Here is a 20659-nt window from a genome sequence, read left to right as displayed (position 1 = left end):
ACATTCTGTCATATGAGAGCAAAAGAAAAAGCACCCCGAAGGATGCTTTAATTTACTTAATTTTAGACTTTTTGAATATCTCCAATCCGATAAAGACAATAGCTGTACCCAACAAAAACAATTTTTCTAATCTCAAGTTGATTTTGCTATTATCTAAGATTCCGGTCTCATTATAAAATGTGTATTCATCATAAAAGAGATGGTGGTCAGTAATATAAGCGAGACCTGAAGTGCTCATTACCGTAACATCAGCCATATTATCAGCTACCCAACCAATAAAGAAGTAAGTGACAACTAACACTAATGTTATTATCAATTTTTTCTTCATAATTATTTATTAGTAAAAGACAATTCTCCATTTTTAATGTATACGAGAGTGCCAGCAGTCATTTTACTTTTAATAATATTGGAGAGCGCGGTGTCTGTAGTACTGCCGCTGCTAGGATATGAACCTCTACCCACAGCATTATTATAATCGTCCATTGTAGCCGCAAGCTGATGGGAGAAATTATACTTTTCATGAATATCAGCAACTTCTTTGGCTTGCGATGCTCCAATATCTCTAGTCATCAGAATATTCCAGAATGCGTGTCTATAGGCATCCGCTTTGCCATCTTCTATTCCCGTGTATCCAGAACTTGCCGTGTATTGAATAGCCGTATTTGCGTTAATTTTAGCTTTTGCTGCGTCAATTGGGTCAACTGCTGCTACAGCAGCAGCCATTTCCGCCACATTATTCAAAATTCCATTATTATATCCCGCCATAGGTGTAACTATGTCATAATCAAGTGATGCATTTAATTCCGCCATTCTCTCCCACGCTTGTTCGTCCGTAGTGATAAGACCTTGTTCTACTTCCTCAACCATTTATAGATATACTGCCATACTATAAACCGGCTGTATGGAATTTGCTTCTTGACTTGGAGCAGTTACAATGTTAGAAGAATTAGTTCCTTCGGCAGCAAAGATTGTAGCAGGTGATGCTACCAACATACTAGCTAATGCGATTGATGATAGAATTTTAACATATTTCACGAATTATTCCCTCCAACATATATGTAATTTTTTAACCACTTATGGAAATAGAAGGTATAAATTAATGTTACATGATATTCCCAAAATATCAAACATAATTTTCCTTTAAAATCATAAACAGTCATAAGTGACTAGAAATAAATAGAATATGGTTATAAAGACCCATTATCAATCATCGAAACTTATCTTATTTAACTCCTTTGTACATTTTGGTCTACTACAGAACTGCTTCACTCCATCCCATCTGCCCCATACACAACCTTTACACTTCTCCGGCTGCTCTCTCGGTCGGATCAGTTTCTTCTTCCGTCTTCTACTAACCACTGCTATTCCTCCAATAAAAAAAGCCGATCCAAGAAGGAACGACTTTAAATGTGTTATGTATGATGTTGGTGCTACGTCCTAAAAGCATGCGCCCGAAACGGTCGCCGCAAAAACGCTGCGCTCTTTGCTTTAAAAGCATTCGTACTTTGTAACTTTAGAGGAAGAACAAGACCATTTTACTGAAGCTACCAAATCCGGGTCAAACACAGGAAAACGGGTGAGGTTCGATCAGCACTAACCAACACACCGTTTCCTCTGAAATTCTCATTAATTCATGTTAAGTCATCCGATATTTAGATAAGTTTTTTCTGGATAGATAGATCCTTCAGTACCTTCCATAAGAATGAAACAAGGAGTTCTTCCTCATCGGATTTGTACACCTGTTCTCCATCAAACAAAGCTATCCAGTTGACTCCAGCACTACGTACTTCAAATTGGTTATGAATTCCCATAATGTTAATCATTGCACCGGTAGAAAATAAGGGGATAATATCGTCATCTCCAATAAGCTTACCTCCTGAATATGTTACACCTCTACCCTTTTCCAATCCTTCAATAAAGAAAGCTTTGTTTGGGTTCTCCTTAATAAAGAACGAGTCTCCCGGCTTTATATCATAGTGGGATGCATCCATTACAGCTTCCCAAACTTCGGGCGCAGTATTTAAAACCTCTTCAATTGTCAGTGTGTCTCGTTCGTATTGCATTCCGGCATCTCTCCCATGTTGTGATAATTCTTATTTTGACAACAGGTAGAGATTACCTTCATACAGCACAACACCTCGTCGTTGCTTTAATGAAACAGAAAAGGCGAGAAGAGGAACGCCCAGATCTAATGCTGCATTGTGCAGCCGTGCGTTTCATTCTCGCTCGATTTCCAGAATACAAATATATCACCTAAAAGTCCAACGAAGTGCCATTCTTCATTCAAAAATAGATTATTAATCAGTCACTGATTTCATAGCGAATAGTTCCTTTATGTAAATTCTTTGTAAATTTATATAGTAATATACCTAAATTTTGCAATCATAGATTTCTAATGCTATAATATTCCTGTAACAACCAAATTCCATGAAAAGAGGTATGAATCTATGAAAAAGGTTAAGCAACTGGGAATCGCATCATTATCTGCACTCTTGTTGTCCTCATTTACTCTTCCCGCTTTTGCTAGCGCTCAGGTTGCGAATGGAAATTCTACTAATTCGGGAACACAAATCGAATTACCGTCTGGCCAAATCAATCTAGACAAAAGAATTGAACTTGAACTTAGACAAGTAGATTACGATACTCTCTTTAGAACGGTTGGCGCTGAGCTTGGTATTACTTCAACTGCAGGCGATGTTACTACACAAGGTTGGAAGACAAAACTAGCAAAAGAAGTAGCACAAGAATTGATCAAAAAACTCAAAAACGTTGGGTCACGTGCTTGGAATGAACAGATTAAAGTATACGTAGACAAATTACCATTGACAGCTGGTGCAAAAACTACTCTTAAAACATATCTTAGTTACCAGGTACTCATGCAGGCATTGGATATTATGGTAGACTTCACAGGAACTGCAGAGGATGGCCTCTCTAACGCATTACAATCGGTTGGTATTCCGGCATGGTTAAGCGATCCAGCTGCTAGAGCTATTGTATTCTTCCTACTGTAAAACACCAATATTTAAGGGGGACTAAACGTGTACATACTTCCATTGATCATACTAATAATTACAGGTTTAGTATCCATAATTGATATTTTATTCGGCTTAAAAGAATCGGGCGAAGGTATCAGAATATTTGTCAACGTCTCGCAAGCTCTATTCTTCTTGTCGATACTATTCTTTGTAATAAAGATGCCTACCCGAAAGAAGTAAGCATCGAAAAAGGAGAGCTGTTTATCCAGCTCTCCTTTTTTTCGATACGTTAACATAGAATTCTTGGCTTAGCTGAATGTAAATGATTTGTCTATATTCACTTGATTTCACAACCACAGCTTTTTTTTTGGAGTCGCAACTAGTTAAGTACTACTGAAAATATTTAGATGACTAATAGATCATATTAGGCTGAATTCCTTTTCCTCCGGATCTAACTCACGAGTTATTTCCGATACCGTACGATAAGAAACGGGATTATTTATTAACTTTTAGTCCCGAATAATCCTTAACCGCGTCAATGGATTAAACCACCTATCCACGAGTCCATTCGAGTGATTTTCAATCAAGCCGCATGTTTGCGAGAAGGAGTAGAGTAGGTTTTACTCCGTTAATATGCCAAAACCTCCTATCCCGCCTGCAGGCGGGATAGGAGGTTTTTTGAGCTATAGCACTTCGAAATGCTGCTATTCTATAATTCCTGTCCTTCTCTAAAAAGCAAAATAGGTAGCGATATATGGTTCCGCTACCTATTTTGCTTGCTTTGAAATTGTTTAGACTACTCGGAATAAATATTCTACTTTCTGCTTCTTTTATCATTATCCTATTAGCTATTTGGAACAAGTTGACCGTCCAGGATGCGTCTGGCCGTCGACTCATCAGTTATAAGCATATTAATGTACCTGCCGTGCAAGGAAGCAAGTATGCACTCAATTTTGTGCAGACCAAAGGCCATCCCGACAACCGTCTTTGCCTTTTTCAACTGCTCAAGTCCAAGTCCAATGACTTTGCGGTTAATCGAATGTTTGGCGATGGATCCGTCTCGTGCGATAAACACGGAGTTAATGTCTGCAACCGCATTCATCGCTTTAAGTTCAGATAACGCTTGCTCATTGAGGTATCCTGAACGTTCCATGGTGGACATCGAAAACGGATTGCCGATGCCGACCAGTGCTAGATCAATTTGTTCTGCCTCTCGCAGAACCGCTGCAATGTTAGCCATGCCCACAATCTGTTCACGCAGTTCTTCAGTCTCTACAACAGCAGGGGCATATAAACTCTCGCATGAGACTCCCATTTTCTTTGATAGCTCATATGCGATCTGATTGGAGTGCATTTCATTGCGATAATTCCCCGTTCCGCCGACGAGCGGAATGATTTTGACGTTTTCCTTTTTCTCTAACGGAAATTCTCTAACCATCTGATACAACGTGTTACCCCAGGAAACGCCTACGCGATCCCCGTTTTTAATCAAACGCTGCACAAACTGGGCAGCTGCTCTTCCAACCGCACTTGACACCAATTCCTTGTTTAAATCTTTGGTCGGAACAACCAGAACTTGCTTCAGATGAAAAGCTTGCTCGATCTCTTTTTCCAGATTGGAAATTTCACGATCGTCATCATGAATCACAATTTCAATGATGCCTTCGTCCTTAGCCCGCTGCAGCATTTTGGAGATGACCGGCCTGGATACGCCCAGTTTCTCCGCAATCTTCTCTTGAGTCCACGATTCGTAATAATACATCTTACATACCCTGACTAAATTTTTGCGCTCTTCTATATTCACATACAAGTCCGCCTTTAGCTTTATAGTGCGTACACATGTCCCAATATAAAATGCTGTCATGCCCGAGTCAAGCGAGGAACATCTTTCCAAATTGTTTTTACAAAAGTTTGACATTCGTTTGACATCCGAGTAATTCATCTTCTACCTTTCAATATCCCACATAGATAGGATCTGCGCTATATTTCATTCCATTAGGTATAAGAGACGAGGGCTGAATTTTCTTCACATCTGACAACGTTTGCCGTCTGTGGATTGTAAGTTTATGATTCACTAGGTCATTAGAAGAATAAGACGCTTAGCAAGGAAATGGGGTGAATAAGGCATATCATGGCGTAGCCATGTAATAATGGTTCCAATCAGGGCGGAAGAACCAAACCATATTGCAATCTCTTTGTGATTAGCAGATTCTTTTATTTCAACTTCCGCCTCTGCCCGATTAATTTTACCTTGGACCAGTCTACTGAGCAATTTGAACAGTCGTTCTGTGAATATCGGTGTGTGCTTCGTGGCCAGTACCACCTTATAAAACTCAGCGTTATCTGCAAAATGCTCAAGCAGTTTCACCAGTACAGGCCAAGCTTCTTCGATTCTCTTATTCTCATATTCAGGAGCATATTCATTCACAATCCGTTCAATATGCTCAATCATCTCCTCAGCCATCTTCTCCATCATTTCAGAAATATCCCGATAGTGCAGGTAGAAGGTTACCCGATTGATCATCGCTCGTTGAGCGATTTTATTCACTGACAACTTTTCAATATCCATTTCCTGTATCAATTCAATAAATGCACCTCGAATTAACTGACGCGTTCGCACAATTCTTGGGTCTAACGCTGATTTTTTCTCGTCCTTCACACCCATCTCTCCTTCAAATTTTAACATTACAATTTTCAAAAAAATAGTTGCTTATTTTCGACTTACACAACAGATTAATCACTTTTGTACAATAAACAACAACAACACTCAATGTGTCAATTGCAATCTGTCCAAATCCATATATAATTTTAATATACACTTGTAAATTATACAACACGGCGTAGCATTAGTCACGGGTGGATTGAAAGGATGAAAAGAATTGAGTCAAGCTAAAGTACAAAATAGGCTATCATCCGTAAAGAAAGGCCCTATCCTGATTATCATGATTTTGGGAGCCTTTCTTGCGACCTTGAATCAAACCATCATGAGTGTCGCTACACCGGAGTTGATGGGTGATTTCAAAATTTCAGCCGCAACAGCACAATGGCTAACGACAGGTTACCTGCTAGTCAATGGGGTGCTTATTCCTATCACGGCCTACTTCATGCAACGTTTTTCAACCAAACAGTTATTTCAAGCATCGATGTTCATTTTCCTGATTGGCACAATCGTATCCGCTGTTGCAACTCATTTCGGTACATTGCTGACAGGTCGCATGATTCAGGCGGCGGGCGGCGGTATAATCATGCCACTCTTGATGCACGTTATTTTGACTTTATTTACTCCTGATAAACGAGGAGGCGCGATGGGGATGATGGGCTTAGCCATCATTTTTGCACCAGCAATTGGACCTGCCCTCGCCGGTTATATTCTGGAGAACTACTCTTGGCAAACGATGTTCTACGGCATGATTCCATTAACTCTCATTGTCATTGCCTTTGCGTTTGTATACCTAAAGAATGTATCCGAACGGGTCAACACGAAGTTCGACACCATCAGTGTCGTACTATCCACCATCGGATTCGGAGCATTACTGTATGGCTTCAGCAGAGCTGGAAGTCTGGGATGGTCAAGTGCAGAATTACTTATCTTCATTGCTGCAGGAATCGTTGCTCTTGCCTTATTCACATGGCGCCAACTCGTTTCAGATACTCCCCTACTTGATTTGCGAGCTTTCAAGTACAGCATGTTTTCCCTGACTACGATCATTAATATCGCGATTACGATGATCATGTATGCTGACATGATGTTACTTCCTTTGTACCTCCAGAACGCACGTGGTTACACTGCACTGGATTCCGGATTATTACTCCTTCCGGGTGCCCTTGTCATGGGCTTACTAATGCCTATAAGTGGAAAATTGTTTGACCGGTTTGGTGCAAAGTGGTTAGCTGTTATCGGGATGATGATCACCATCGTGACGTCAGTTGGTTTCATCGACTTAACGGATTCGACGAGTTATGGTTACTTGGTATTAATGTCAACCGGCCGTCGAATTGGTATCGCATTGCTCATGATGCCGATTCAAACTGCGGGTCTCAACCAACTACCAGCCAGACTCAATGCACACGGCACAGCAATCTCTAATACGGTCAGACAAGTTGCTGGCGCTGTAGGTACTTCATTACTCATAAGTGTCATGACCTCCCGTGCAACAGCACATGCACAGGATATGTTATCTACAGGTGTAGCCAATGGCTTTAGTCAACAACAGTTGTCTACAGAATCCATGATCCAAGGTATCAATGATGCTTATGTTGTTATCATCGGAATTGCTGTTCTTGGATTGATCCTTTCCTTCTTTATTAAACGTGTCAAACAAGCCAATGAAGAAGAATTGAAACAGGTTGTAAGCCAATAAGTTCCCCTGAACTCAAACTAAATTGTTAAGCTTGCATACCAATGCGGCAGATCAAGACGTTTACGTCTGATCTGCCGCATTTTTGTTTCCGTATGAATCTTTTTGCTACCTACGATCTTCAATGAAGATGGGTTAATGACTATCCCAGAGTTGAATTGTCGATGCTCCAGAATAAAGGGCTCAACCGGTTCAACTCGATCTATCTGAACGGTTTTGGTGTTCATATCTACCATCTCAAATTTTTGGCAAGAAAATAACGCCACTTAGGCGCTAATAATCTTTGGAGTTTTTGTACTCGACAAAGCTGATGATTAATAGCAATATCGATCCTGGAAAATATGTAAAAAAGTAAATCTCTTTTGGTGCATATCCATTGGACGAAGGACTCCTAATGTCATCCAAACAAAAGCTAACACATAAAATTTAGTGTACTTAGACAACTATAAAACCTACACAAACATTAGATATTAACATTCTACTACAGTAGAACAGAAGCATAATATTGTGTTGAGCCATGCCTTTACTTAAGGTGTCCATTTTCCATTAATGAGATATACGATTCGGGTTCCGGAAAAGATAAACCTACTTTTTGGTCCTGATAGGATACCGTGACTTTTGCTATCTCCACAGACCGAATGCCTGCATGCTGAAGTTGCCCTTGTCTCCACTCCATATCTACTTCGAATCCCCCACGTGCTCTAAGGCCACGAACAACCCCTTTAGACCAAGCTGCTGGCAATGCAGGAAGCAAGCGAATTTCTCCACCATGGCTGTGGAGAAGCATTTCAGCGATCCCCGCCGTTCCCCCTAGGTTTCCATCAATTTGAAATGGAGGATGATCACAAAAAAGATTCGGTAGTGTAGAGGAACGCAGAAGTTCAATAATATTGTTGTAAGCAAGCTCCGGTTCCTCCAACCTGGCCCACATGTTTAAGATCCATGCCCTACTCCACCCAGTGTGTCCTCCTCCATATTGCAACCTTCTATCCAATGTGACTCGGGCTGCTTTAGCCAAATCTGGGGTTGCTTCCAACGTAATTTGTGTTCCAGGATGGAGTGCAAATAAATGGGATATATGCCTATGCCCAGGCTCCAGCTCATTATAGTCGATACTCCACTCCTGAATCTGACCATGTTTCCCAATCTTTAGCACTGGGATTCTCGTCAAAGCGTGGCGTAGCTCTTCCTCAAACTCCTGATCCTCTTGCAATATATGCGTACTTTCAATACATCGCATAAAAAGCTCCCTGATAATCTGACTATCCATTGAAGCACCGTAACATAAAGCTCCGGATTCTCCATTAGGCAGTGTATAACGATTTTCAGGTGAGGACGAAGGGCATACTACCCAGTTTCCAGAGGGGTCTTCCACCAAATAGTCCAAGAGAAACAAGGCTGCCTCTTTCATTGTACTGTATGCCTTTTTAAGAAAATCAATATCCCTGGTGTACTCATAGTGGTCCCACAAATGTAATGAAAGCCATGCTCCTCCCATCGTCCAAAAAGTCGAAGTAATACATACATCCTGCGGGGCAGAATCTGCCCAAATATCTGAATTATGATGAGCGACGAACCCTCTGCACCCATACATCATTTGCGCAGTCTCCCGACCTCGAACTCGTAGCCGTTCTATAAATTCAAATAACGGAACGTGACATTCAGCAAGGTTACAACTTTCGGCTGGCCAGTAGTTCATCTGGGTATTAATGTTGATCGTATACTTGCTGTCCCAAATTGGAAGCATGTCTTTATTCCAGATACCTTGAAGATTAGCTGGTAATGAACCCACCCGACTACTTGAAATAAGTAGATAACGACCGAATTGAAAGTACAAGCTAATAAGCTCGGGATCAGCTTTCCCGGATTTCAGCCGTTCCAGCCTTTGATCGGTGGGGAGTGCAGAATACAGGCTATCATTTTCCTCCCCTTGCAAATTAAGTTCTACCCGATTCATCAGAGAATCATAGTCGCTCACATGATTGGTCAAAAGATCATGATACGTCTTGGCTGAGGCCAAATCGACTCTTCGGATACATTCGTCTTCCATTTGTTCCACTGGAACTCGAAAATCTGAGCAAGCCGAAATCAAAATGGTAGCTGAAGTGCCGTGTTTCAAAGAAAGTTGTCCACTTGCATAATGAAGCTGTCCTTCCTCTGATACGATTCGAATTGCGCAACAGAATCGTATGCCTCCCTCTCCACCACTTCTTCCGCGGATAATCACAGTATCTGAACCCCGGCTTTCGATTCGATCCAGATAGGCTTGGAAACCGACGGGATGTTTGAGGATATCAGACCATGGTGTGGGTTCGAGAACCGTCCCCCTCCCAAACAAGGTTGAGAATGATAGTTTTCCAGGTATACTAGAGTTCAGATGAACCACAAGCACCTGGTCCGGAAAACTCGAAAAATATTCACGCTGATACATAACTTGATCCGCAACATACCCAACATGTACAGTCCCTTGACTAAGATCGAGATGCCTATGGTAATCCCTCAACTCTTTCTCTACATGATCCATTTGTATGTAAAAATCACCTAAAGGCTCATAGTGTCGCTGTCCATCAGGCACTCCGACCAAAGCAATAGATGCGAGCTCTTCTGCCCGTCTTATTTCTCCTTTGAAAACAAGGTCTCTAATCTCATCCAAATGTTCAAGAGCATGAGGGTTGTCTCGTTCCATTGGACCACCGTACCACAGACTGTCTTCGTTTAGTTGTACCCTCTCGATGTGGTTCTTACCAAAAACCATGCCGCCAAGCGTCCCATTCCCTATAGGAAACGCTTCTTCCCATTTGTCAGCAGGACGATTGAACCAGATTTTTTTTTGTTTCATGATCTATACCCTCTATTCTGCAATATTTGGTTTCAACAAGCCATCGTTCAACTAACTGTGTGTCTCTCACGTTATCATTTTTCATTCTACTTTGGACTTATCCATAGATGAATGAATAATATTAACTTAAACTTAGACAATTCTATCGAGCCCTGCATATCCGAGTAAAGTTTGTCCTTCCTTGATGTAACTAAAATACAAAAAGCCGCTATACTAAACAGCAGCCTCTCCTTTAAAATAAATTCATATGGATTTAACTCATGACTACAATCATTGATCGTTTCTAATTTATTAATACTTGAAAGGTATTTTCACAATAAAGTGGATGATGTCTCCTTCAAATTCAGGATATATAGTTCCGTTATATTTAGATACGATTCTCTGCACGGTAGTCAGTCCGATTCCTTCATGCGATTCTTTCGTAGAATACCCGGGGTTGAACATGTTTTTATAACTGTCCATATTATTTTGAATGCTATTGGATACTTTAATTACATTGTTATTACTACGCTTTAAGATCATTACCTTGATCCAAGATGGACGATCGGGGTGCTGCTCCACTTCATCTATGGCATTTTGAATCAAGTTTCCAATAACCTTATTGGTTTCATACACCGTGCATGGCATTTGTTCCAGATTATAATAGATCATAAACTCCAGTTTAATACCCTTTAGCGAGGCCATTTCACTAAACGTATTCAGTAATGCACTTACAGCTGGATGACTCAGAGGCAATACATCATTCATCGTACTGGCATCCTCTACCATCGTCTTTACATAATCACTGCAATCCGAATAGTTTTTGTTCTCTAACATGCCATAAATAGCTTGGAGGTGAAAATTGAAATCATGACGCTGCGAGCGGATAATATGCATAAAACCGAGCAATTCTGTTTGATATTGCTTATCCAGAATGGCTTCAATACGTTCCATTGCATCAATGGACAATCGTCTCATGAAAGAAACAAAAATGATAAATAAGATAAAGGTAAATGACGCGAAATAAACTTGGTGCGAAAGAGTATATATACTTGAATTTTCAATGAGAAATCCAATCCAAACCAATAAAATGCTTAACACAATCATCATAAGAACTAAATAATATTTAAAATTCTTTTTTTGACTTTTTTCAGCAATAGCATACATTTCAATATTTTGTGGGAAGATCGTAAGTTGGGTCGAATGTACAATGAATGAAAGCACAGAAGATAGTAATGCTAATATCAGATTTACGTATAGTTTATACTCGGTTGAATTTATACTGTTATAATGAGGTAGAGTTTGACTAATCATGATCTGAAACATGAATAACACGAAAGTGAGCAGAACCGCAATCACAGTGAATGCATATGATATTTTCAGTACTTTCTTTAATAAGGGAACCCACAGTAAAAGGATAACGAAAAGATAATGGGTGTAACTGACAACACTGCTCAATCCCCAGGCAATAATAGCCATGATCACTACTGCAAAACATACCTCTCTCCATACCTTTTTTGGGTTTTGCCCAATCAAGGAGAGTCCTAATATGAGTGGACCAAAGATTGAACAAAATTGGAAAATATAAAAATGTTCATTTTTCAATGGAACTTCATTCCTTTTCGTGAGAGGCATTTTTTCAATTCACTATGCTTGTCCCTACTTAGGGGAAGAATCTCTTTTACGTTTTTCAGCCTAAGTCTATAGGACCTCTTGAATTCATCGATATGAATGCTCTCGATTCGCTCTAACGGAACTAAAAAAGATTGATGTGATCGAAAAAAATTGTATTCAGAAAATACAGACTCCAATTTCTGTAAAGAGTCGCTTGAATGAATTTTTTTCCCTCCTTCACAACAGATATATACTTTACGTCCGCTTTTTTCTATATATGTGATATCAGGAACATTAATAATTTCCATCCCACCTTCGACATGAATGCCAATCTGAGACGCTTTTCGCTCTTTGGAACTATATTTCAATTCCCTTACCTTGGATAATGCCCGTTCGAGTCGTAATAATGGCACAGGTTTTATTAGAAAATCGACAGGTCTATACTCATATCCCCCTAACGCAAAATCAACATTACCAGTTAGAAATATTAACAACATATTCGGGTATATTGACTGTATGTGCTCGGCCAGTTCAAATCCATTGATATCTTGCATCATAATATCAAGGAATATGACATCAATTTCGTATTGTTGCAGAAACTTGATTACATCATTACCATTGGTAACTTCACCAACCACGTTAACATAGTTAAAGACTTTTAGAGAGGCCTGAAGAATATCCAGACTTATTCGCTCGTCATCCACTAACAACACGTCCAATTGTTGATTCATCAAGAAATGCCCTCCCCCATACACTGTAATAATCAACATTTGCCTGCTCCATCATTCAATTTGACTATTGAGTCAATTACAGTATTGATTAAGAGCACTCGGTATAAAATACCTTTTGTTAGAAATTGTATGATTTAATATACACTGGAGACAGTACAGATTATTAAATAAAATTAAGCTCAATTTAGCATGTCTTTGTACCACAATTCAATAAATAAAATTATATTGGATAAAAAAAGGGGGGGCGATTCATTTTTTTCTTGAATAAAACAACACATTTCAATGCAATTAAATTACACGATAGATAATCACATTTATAGAGAATTACGGAGTTAAGTCACTTTCATAAGAGGGATTTTCATGCTACTGTCCGTCATAATCAGGTCAACAAAGCGAAGAGATTTAAATGATCTTCAATCCCTTCGCTTCTAATTTATTTGCACCTGTTACTTCTTTGACAGTAAAACTTTGTTAAGCCAATTCCGCTTCTCTTACTCTTTCTTCAGCATAATTAAACCATTTAACAAGCACCATTCCTTTATACCTGCTAACTATAAAGAAATCATAAGGGTGTGATTTTTTCGCTTCCTCAATGGATATACCATGCATCGCTGAGTCCTCTTTTATTTGCTCTTCATATTGTGCTTGAATGCTTTGTAGGTTCTGATCTTCTTTATTATATTCTAAGAACAAAAGGATATATTTTATCGAATTCGGGGTTCCATTCATTAAGGATTCCTTGAACTCATCTACGGATTTTCCATAATATTGGCTGACCAGTTCCTCCAAGGGTACGTTTTCCCGTCGGGAAAAAAGATCGTAAGCATTCAATTGTAGTTGATAAAGGTACGAAATGTCTTCCTCAGAAATCGCAAATTCACTGTTATTGATCACAAAGTCCACGATGTTCTGACATATAGCACTTGTTCTTTTTTCTTTCAAATCCTTATTTATTAAGTGTGCCTTATATTCACTGACTGTTGTTACGCCTTTTATATTTAGCGATAGAATAATTTCGTTGGATACTTCAGCAAGGCTCCTTCTCTGTACACTTTGTACATCAACCAAAACATCATGCCCATGAACATTAAGAGTTTTAACCTCACCTCTGCTCATCCCAATCACTTGAGTTTCAAGTTCGGAATTAAACATCCCTAACCCTACCGTTAATTTTAGATTTTTTCTATTGAATCTTTCCTGATCTGCTTTGAGATTCAGTACTGCAAAATCGCCACTCTCGATCTTCTCAACATCTGTAGTTACAACATTCCTTTTGGCAAGTTTATCAAGAAAACCCTCTATTTCATTCTCGTTCAACGGTTCTCCACGCATATCATCGGTAATTTCCATATCTTTATAATTTGCTAGCTTAATTAACGTAGACTTTAGCATTTAATCATTCTCCTTCATTATTATGAATTGAATTGCAATTTATGTGATGTTTTCTCATAATGCTAACTTCTCAATTTTGCATTTCTATCCAATCTGTCAATGTTGTTAAATGGAGACTCTTTGTTTCATATTGAATTATAAAAAATAAGCCATTGGAATTAGGGGTTGACCTAAATTTCAACGGCGTATTGACTTTTTAATACATAATCTCGCTGATCAGCTCTTTAATTTGAGCCAAACCCATGCTACCCACATGATCTTTGACCAATTCGCCATCCTTATAAAAATAAATCACAGGGACCCCACGAATATTATGTTTCTCGGCGATCTCATGTTCAACGGTTGTATTTACTTTAATAATATCGAGAAATGGTAGTTCATACACCAACTCATCCAATACATTGGACAAGTAATCACATGGACCGCATCGTTCTCCGTAGAAATCAACAATGGTGAAACCTTCCTTAATCATTTCATCATACGTTTCCGGATTATATTCAGTGATAGCCATTTGCCAACGCCTCCCAAAGTAAAAATATGCTTCATGTTGTAAATGCTATCATTCAAGGTTTGGCAAGTCTAGGATGCCGGTCAATTCCGGTAGCTGCATTGCTTATTCTGTTCCTTTTCGAGTCAAACTCCACTCCATATTCAGAATCCCATGACAGGAAACCTATCACGTTTTTCGGAGTTTATCTCTAATACGGATACGTTGATCAATTCGTTTAGGAGTTGATCGCTTGAACATCCACTTCATAAAATTTTAGAATAGACCTTATTGTTTTCTAACAATTCTATTTGATACGTTAAAAAAAGGACTTTGGAGGAATTTCTTCAGATTTTCTTTAGAATTATACCCATGAATTCCTTAGTATTTTTTATTATGATTTGTTCAATCGGCAACATACTCAAATAATATTTTTATAAATATTCCCGATTGAATTTGCTTAAAGGTGGAGTCGACGACACAATGAAAGACTTGCTTCAAAACCTAAAATTGTTCCAGTTCCTAAGTGCATGCTTTCGTTCCAAAACAATTCGAGCACTGATCCCTTTAGCTATCCTAGTCCTGATCTTTATATATGGGAGGCATGAGGTCCAAAGTATTAATCTAGCAAACATTTTTTATGAACTACATATGAAGCCTCTACATGTATTGTTTCAATTGATCTTTGCTTCTTTTGTAGCTGTATCAGTCATGAGCACGTATGATTTTTTAATTCGTAAACAATTCAAGCTAGATATTCACTGGCTAGCCACATTTCGGTACGCATGGATTGCCAATACTTTTAACAATATGGTTGGATTCGCGGGTCTCACCGGTGTTGGTTTACGTACATTTCTCTATAAGAAAAGTGGTATTCCAATGAAAACGATGGGTGCTGCTGTACTTTTTCTATCGCCGATCTTATTAGTTGGTCTATCCTTACTTGGTTGTCTTGCACTTATTGGTATCTTGCCAGTGGAACCTGTGTTTGAGAAACATTCATGGCTCCGTTACGGTGTGTGGGGAGTTGCTTTATACTTACCGCTCTTCTTGCTTATGCAACGCTCCTCCCTATTCGCTAAATGGTTTAATAAAGGAGGCAATGGTAAATTACCCTGGAAAGTGGTTATCGCTTCGCTGGGTTCATCTGTTTTAGAATGGGCGTGTGCAGGAACATTGTTTTGGCTGTTCGTCTTTTATGATTTATATCATCTACCATTCGCTCCGGTTTTCGGTGTATATGTGGTAGCAGCTATAGCGGGAATTATTAGTATGGCTCCGGGGGGAATTGGTGCCTTTGATCTAATCGCATTACTTGGATTACAAACATTAGGTGTTGAATCCTCGCGAGCACTAACAATTTTGTTTTTGTTTCGGATGTTTTACTTTGTAATTCCTTGGTTTATTGGTCTTGTATTGGCTGGGCTTGAGTTATGTCCAAGTCGTAAACAATGGCGCAAAATCATATTGACCTGTGTGAATATTACACGTAATACATGGATCAGATTTTGGAGTTGGCCATCCAGATTTGGATTACTTAGTGATTTAGGGGCATGGTTGCTTGGCAAATTAGTATTCGCTAGTGGTGTCTTACTGCTCATCTCTGCAGCCTCACCGGGTCTCATTGATCGATTACGCTTCATGGAGCATCTGTTATCATTACCAATTATGCGCTTATCAGAACATTTGTCCGTTATTATTGGTATCATGCTTATTGCGATATCACGTGGAATATCCTTGCGAATTCGCCGTGCTTACCTATGGACAGGTGTATTGTTATTAGCAGGGGCTGTCTTTACGTTCACTAAAGGGTTTGACTACGAAGAGGCTCTCATTTTATTAACCGTAGCATTCATTCTATGGATATCCCCTACACGTTTTAACCGAGAGAGTGTCCGTGTTTCAGGAAGAAGCATCTGCGTTGGAGTATTCCTGGCTCTAATCCTGTCGTTATCATATTACATTGTTGGTTCTAATATGCATCCAGCTATCGTACAACATCTGCCCACAAGTGTGCAGCAATGGGTTGTACGTCCCCATAATTATGCACTGACAGCACTTAGTGTCTTAATGGGAGCTTTGCTTGTTATAGCATTCGTTTTAACATTACGTCCATCTCGCTACCCAGGAAATCGTCCTGGTCAAGAAGATTTTGAGAAACTAACTCAATTTGTCGCTGCAGAAGACGGTAATCTGCTCACGCATCTTTTATACCTAGGAGACAAAAATTTTTACTGGGCGCAAAATGACCAGATTTTGATTCCCTACTCACGAGTCGGTCAGAAACTAATCGTACTTGGTGATCCGGTGGGAAATAAGGATTTTGTTGGTGCTGCGATTCAAGAATTTCAGAACTACGCACATCACTATGCATTGACGGTTGTATTTTATCAGGCCACACCTGAATATCTATCGATATATCATGAGAATGGATACAAATTTTTTAAGTTGGGCGAAGAAGCTTTGGTACCTCTAGACACCTTTACTTTAAGGGGGAAATGTAATCAAAATTTACGAACAGCCCTAAACAAATCAGAACGTGAAGGGCAGACTTTTGAAGTACTTTCCCCTCCCTATACTTCAGAATTATTATCTGAGTTGTGTCAGATTTCAGATGAGTGGCTCGGCAGCCGTAAGGAAAAAACCTACTCATTAGGTTGGTTCAATGAAGCTTATATTCAGCGCTCACCCTTAACCATACTCCGTGATGCTGAGGGCCATATACTGGCCTTTGCGACACTAGCTCCATCCTATAGCCAACATCAGGTTATCTCTATTGACCTGATGCGCCATTTAAATGATACGCCGAACGGTACGATGGATGTATTATTTGTACGACTGATTGAATGGGCAAAAGAACAAGGCTATTCCTATTTTAATTTAGGGATGTCCCCACTCTCCAGTGTAGGTGAAAACCAGAATGCTCATCGTCAAGAAAAACTAGCACGCCTGGTATTTCGATATGGGGGATACTGGTATGGATTTGAAGGTTTACGTCGATATAAAGAGAAATTCTCTCCCGAATGGCATGCACGATATTTAGCGTATCCGGCAGGTATTGCACTTCCCATACTGACCATTGATCTTATTCGTTTGGTGTCTCGTCAGCCTGATTAATCTGTATTCACGTGTCACTTCGACTTTGGAAAAAGAATTAAACAGATAGGAGTGATATGAACATTGATAGATCGCTTACCCTGGTTGTTAAAGAAGCATAGTATTCGATCGAATATTGTACTAAGCTTTGGTTTTAGTTTTTTAATTGCAAGCTTCATGACTTTTGTGTTGACGTTTATGATATCTGCATCACCTCATTTAGCCAACCTGCAGACATATGGGTTGCAACTTTTAAATTTTGTTCCTGTTGTATCTATTGCTTTTTTTGTACTTTTCTTTTTCATTTTGACTCATCCTATTATTAGAGAGATTGTAACTCTAGAAAGCGCGATAGACACGATTTCAGATGGAGACTTGAACCACCGTATACCACCGATGAATTTCATTGAATTAGAGATATTTTCGCTTCACATCAATTCCATGGTAGAACATATCCAAGATCAGATCGCTAATGAACGTGAAAGTGACATTGCCAAAAAGGAATGGATTGAACAGATAATCAATGAGTTGCACACGCCTCTAAATACTATTGTTCGTAACGTTGACATGCTAAAAAGACACTTATATCAAACTGACGAGTATCATGTACAAATCATTCATGAAACGTATACTGCAGCAGTCCAGTTACGAAAGTTAATTAATGATTTATTCCAATACGCCCGCTTATCTTCCCATGATATTCAATTGGTTTTTGAAGACACAGATATAGTTCAGGTTATTAATCATTGCTTATCTCAATTTATACCGGTTGCTCTTGAACAAGGTTTTTTGGTTGAGAAGCAGTTACCCTTCACTTCTATTATCGGACGCATTGATAGAGAAAAAATAGAATTGGCTTTTCATAATATTTTAATGCACCTTATGCAACATGCAGTTAAACCAGGACTTATTCGCCTTAGTATTCGAAGAGATCATAATCACCTTCTTATTGGGGTAGAAAGTAATCAGCGTGGGACCAATCTTAAAGCTGCCTTAGGGATTCATATAGCTAGGAATATTATCGAGTTGCATCGGGGGGCACTATCCTTAAGCTCAGATAATAACATTATTATTATCACACTTCCGCTTATTCACTATTGATGAATAAACCCTTAAAATCTTGCCAATATACAAGTTGGTAAGATTTTTTTTGATTCAATGCTGACCCATAAGCTATTGCTGATCAAATCTTTAGATTTCCTTCAGAATAATCCTCATTAATTCCTCAGTTTTTTTTATTATGCTTTCAGTATCAACAAAAGAGGAGCTACATCGATGATCAGTAACACCATTTTGGAACTACTTCATCAGTACGGATATTTTATTTTTTATTTTGCCTTCTCCCTTGGTCCTTTCGGCATTCCAATTCCAAATGAAATCACAATTATCAGCGGAGCTATATTAAGCCACACAGGAGTAATCAGTGCTTGGATAACGTACTTCTGTATTTTGTCTGGGCTTTTAACAGCTATTACTATTGCATATTCTGCCGGGAAATTTTTCGGACCAAAAATCAAGCTACGATTGCAACATAATAAACATTTTATCAAAGCCGAACAGATTTTGAACAAACCTGGCAATTGGGCAATGAGTATTGGCCTATTTATCCCACTGGTACGATATGTTCTCCCATTAGTAATGGGATTAAACGGCTTACCTTTTAGAAAGTTTGCACTTATCTCATATTCCAGTGCTCTGTTATGGACCATAACTTATTTTACTATCGGCACCTATTTTGGATATCCCTTCTTAACCATGATCCATCACATTAAATTTTAGTAATTCGCCCTAAATAAACCTTATGGAGGACTATAAATTGAACTCAAATGATTATATCTTATTTATGAAAAGCTTTCTTCACAGCCCCAAGAATGTAGGAAGTATTATACCCAGTTCCCGTTTTCTAGCCAACATCATGGTTAATCACGCCCCTTGGTTAGAGGCTAAAGCTGTGGCTGAACTGGGATCAGGTACTGGAGCTATCACACGTTATATTTATAACCAGGCACAGGATTCAACCAAAGTGTTGTTATTTGAGATGGATGAGACAATGAGAAATAATCTGCAGAGAACGTATCCAGAGTCCACTTGCTTTCCGAATGCTGCTCACTTGGTGGATTCAATGAAGCAAGAAAACATTGAGCAATTAGATGTTATATTTAGTGGTTTACCTTTTTTTAATTTTGAACCTGAATTGAGAAATACCTTAGTAGATCAGATCTATAAAGCACTTAAGCCTGGAGGATTATTCATTGCATTTCAATACTCACTGCAGATGAAAAAATCACTTACCGAACACTTCGATATTGAAAAAATAGACTTTACTCCTCTAAATATTCCACCTGCATTCGTTTATGTCTGTCGTAAAAAGGAAAGAATTTAAACATTCTCGGCTATAGTTTACACTGATGTTATCCTCTTTATAAGGATTCAAAATTTATTTAAAACAGGTATTAAAAGGAGTGTTGAATTATGAGTACCATTCTCGTTGTGGATGATGAGCCCGATATCCGTGATGTCATTCATGTCTATTTACGTAACGAAGGATACCATGTCATTGAAGCAACCAATGGTGAAGAAGCATTAAATATTATCAAAACAACATCGGTCCAGCTCGTTATACTAGATGTCATGATGCCTATTATGGACGGAATCAAAGCCTGCTTCAAAATAAGAGAAATATCAACCACTCCCATTATTATGCTATCAGCAAAGGAAGAGGACATTGATAAAATTACGGGCCTAACTACTGGAGCTGACGATTACATGGTCAAACCGTTTAACCCGTTAGAATTATTGGCTCGCGTTAAGGCTCAGTTACGGCGTCAAACACTGATTGGCAAAGCAGAATTCAATTCCCTTATCCTGATTAAGGACCTTGTCATTGATAAAAGTAAACATTCCGTGAAGCTAAAAGAGAATGACATTCCACTAACTCCACTGGAATTTTCCATTCTAGTGTTGCTTGCCAGCCATCCCGGACAAGTATTTAGCTCAGAGAGGATTTACGAAACCGTATGGAAAGAACCTTATGGATACTCGGATAATACGGTAATGGTTCATATTCGTAATCTGAGAGAGAAGCTTGAAATGAACCCAAGAGAACCTCAGTATATTAAAACGGTGTGGGGAGTGGGCTATAAAATTGACTAAGCGATCTAATCTCTTTCATCGAAAACGAAAGAAAA

18 protein-coding genes are annotated in these 20659 nt (G+C 39.0%); 7 read left to right on the top strand and 11 right to left on the bottom strand.

Annotated features, from left to right (window positions below; all coding sequences use genetic code 11):
* Positions 1-52: 52 nt before the first annotated feature.
* From MH144_RS03665 to MH144_RS03650, 4 genes are all read right to left on the bottom strand, one after another.
* Positions 53-328 carry a hypothetical protein gene (locus MH144_RS03665; RefSeq protein WP_239297712.1) on the bottom strand — a complete coding sequence of 92 codons (276 nt, stop codon included), beginning with the start codon at positions 326-328 and terminating at the stop codon, positions 53-55.
* 2 nt (positions 329-330) lie between these two features.
* On the bottom strand, positions 331-867 hold the full coding sequence (locus MH144_RS03660) for a DUF6973 domain-containing protein (RefSeq protein WP_239297711.1): 537 nt from the start codon (positions 865-867) through the stop codon (positions 331-333).
* Positions 868-1035 carry a hypothetical protein gene (locus MH144_RS03655; RefSeq protein WP_239297710.1) on the bottom strand — a complete coding sequence of 56 codons (168 nt, stop codon included), beginning with the start codon at positions 1033-1035 and terminating at the stop codon, positions 868-870.
* A gap of 617 nt (positions 1036-1652) precedes the next feature.
* Positions 1653-2063: a hypothetical protein gene (locus MH144_RS03650; RefSeq protein WP_239297709.1), complete on the bottom strand. Its 411-nt coding sequence runs from the start codon at positions 2061-2063 to the stop codon at positions 1653-1655.
* 384 nt (positions 2064-2447) lie between these two features.
* Between MH144_RS03650 and MH144_RS03645 the strand changes: the two genes are divergently transcribed.
* The gene (locus MH144_RS03645) at positions 2448-3011 is read left to right on the top strand and encodes a hypothetical protein (protein WP_239297708.1); all 564 of its coding nucleotides are present in this window, start codon (positions 2448-2450) and stop codon (positions 3009-3011) included.
* An 808-nt stretch (positions 3012-3819) separates the two neighbouring features.
* On the opposite strand, the gene MH144_RS03640 is transcribed toward MH144_RS03645, so the two are convergent.
* Positions 3820-4779 (bottom strand): sugar-binding transcriptional regulator, encoded by a 960-nt coding sequence (locus tag MH144_RS03640; RefSeq protein WP_239297707.1) that lies wholly within the window; start codon positions 4777-4779, stop codon positions 3820-3822.
* 270 nt (positions 4780-5049) lie between these two features.
* Positions 5050-5634, bottom strand: a complete 585-nt coding sequence (locus tag MH144_RS03635; RefSeq protein WP_239297706.1) for a TetR/AcrR family transcriptional regulator — start codon at positions 5632-5634, stop codon at positions 5050-5052.
* A gap of 283 nt (positions 5635-5917) precedes the next feature.
* Here MH144_RS03635 and MH144_RS03630 point away from each other — a divergent pair, with 283 nt between their 5' ends.
* The gene (locus MH144_RS03630) at positions 5918-7336 is read left to right on the top strand and encodes a DHA2 family efflux MFS transporter permease subunit (RefSeq protein WP_239299247.1); all 1419 of its coding nucleotides are present in this window, start codon (positions 5918-5920) and stop codon (positions 7334-7336) included.
* Between the two features lie 520 nt (positions 7337-7856).
* Here the strand turns inward: MH144_RS03630 and MH144_RS03625 are convergent.
* From MH144_RS03625 to MH144_RS03605, 5 genes are all read right to left on the bottom strand, one after another.
* On the bottom strand, positions 7857-10172 hold the full coding sequence (locus MH144_RS03625) for a glycoside hydrolase family 95 protein (protein WP_239297705.1): 2316 nt from the start codon (positions 10170-10172) through the stop codon (positions 7857-7859).
* A 291-nt stretch (positions 10173-10463) separates the two neighbouring features.
* Complete coding sequence (locus tag MH144_RS03620) at positions 10464-11630, bottom strand: sensor histidine kinase (protein WP_239297704.1); 1167 nt, start codon at positions 11628-11630, stop codon at positions 10464-10466.
* A gap of 122 nt (positions 11631-11752) precedes the next feature.
* Positions 11753-12496, bottom strand: a complete 744-nt coding sequence (locus MH144_RS03615) for a LytR/AlgR family response regulator transcription factor (RefSeq protein ID WP_239297703.1) — start codon at positions 12494-12496, stop codon at positions 11753-11755.
* Between the two features lie 471 nt (positions 12497-12967).
* The gene (locus MH144_RS03610; protein ID WP_239297702.1) at positions 12968-13888 is read right to left on the bottom strand and encodes a trigger factor; all 921 of its coding nucleotides are present in this window, start codon (positions 13886-13888) and stop codon (positions 12968-12970) included.
* A 196-nt stretch (positions 13889-14084) separates the two neighbouring features.
* Positions 14085-14399, bottom strand: a complete 315-nt coding sequence (locus MH144_RS03605; RefSeq protein ID WP_239297701.1) for a thioredoxin family protein — start codon at positions 14397-14399, stop codon at positions 14085-14087.
* 459 nt (positions 14400-14858) lie between these two features.
* Here MH144_RS03605 and mprF point away from each other — a divergent pair, with 459 nt between their 5' ends.
* The 5 genes from mprF to MH144_RS03580 all read left to right on the top strand — a co-directional run bounded on the left by mprF (position 14859) and on the right by MH144_RS03580 (position 20624).
* Entirely contained in the window at positions 14859-17492 is a 2634-nt protein-coding gene (gene mprF, locus MH144_RS03600) for a bifunctional lysylphosphatidylglycerol flippase/synthetase MprF (protein WP_239297700.1), read from the top strand.
* Positions 17493-17555: 63 nt separating this feature from the next.
* A complete protein-coding gene (locus MH144_RS03595) occupies positions 17556-18572 on the top strand; it encodes a sensor histidine kinase (protein WP_239297699.1) in 1017 nt (338 codons plus the stop codon).
* Positions 18573-18746: 174 nt separating this feature from the next.
* Positions 18747-19250 (top strand): DedA family protein, encoded by a 504-nt coding sequence (locus MH144_RS03590; protein ID WP_239297698.1) that lies wholly within the window; start codon positions 18747-18749, stop codon positions 19248-19250.
* Between the two features lie 22 nt (positions 19251-19272).
* Positions 19273-19854 carry a class I SAM-dependent methyltransferase gene (locus MH144_RS03585; RefSeq protein WP_239297697.1) on the top strand — a complete coding sequence of 194 codons (582 nt, stop codon included), beginning with the start codon at positions 19273-19275 and terminating at the stop codon, positions 19852-19854.
* 89 nt (positions 19855-19943) lie between these two features.
* A complete protein-coding gene (locus tag MH144_RS03580; protein ID WP_239297696.1) occupies positions 19944-20624 on the top strand; it encodes a response regulator transcription factor in 681 nt (226 codons plus the stop codon).
* Positions 20625-20659 lie beyond the last annotated feature (35 nt).

Source organism: Paenibacillus sp. ACRRY (assembly GCF_022346995.1).
Lineage (GTDB): Bacteria > Bacillota > Bacilli > Paenibacillales > Paenibacillaceae > Paenibacillus.
The sequence above is the reverse complement of the archived record's forward strand: the minus strand, read 5'-3'. Positions and strand labels throughout refer to the sequence as shown.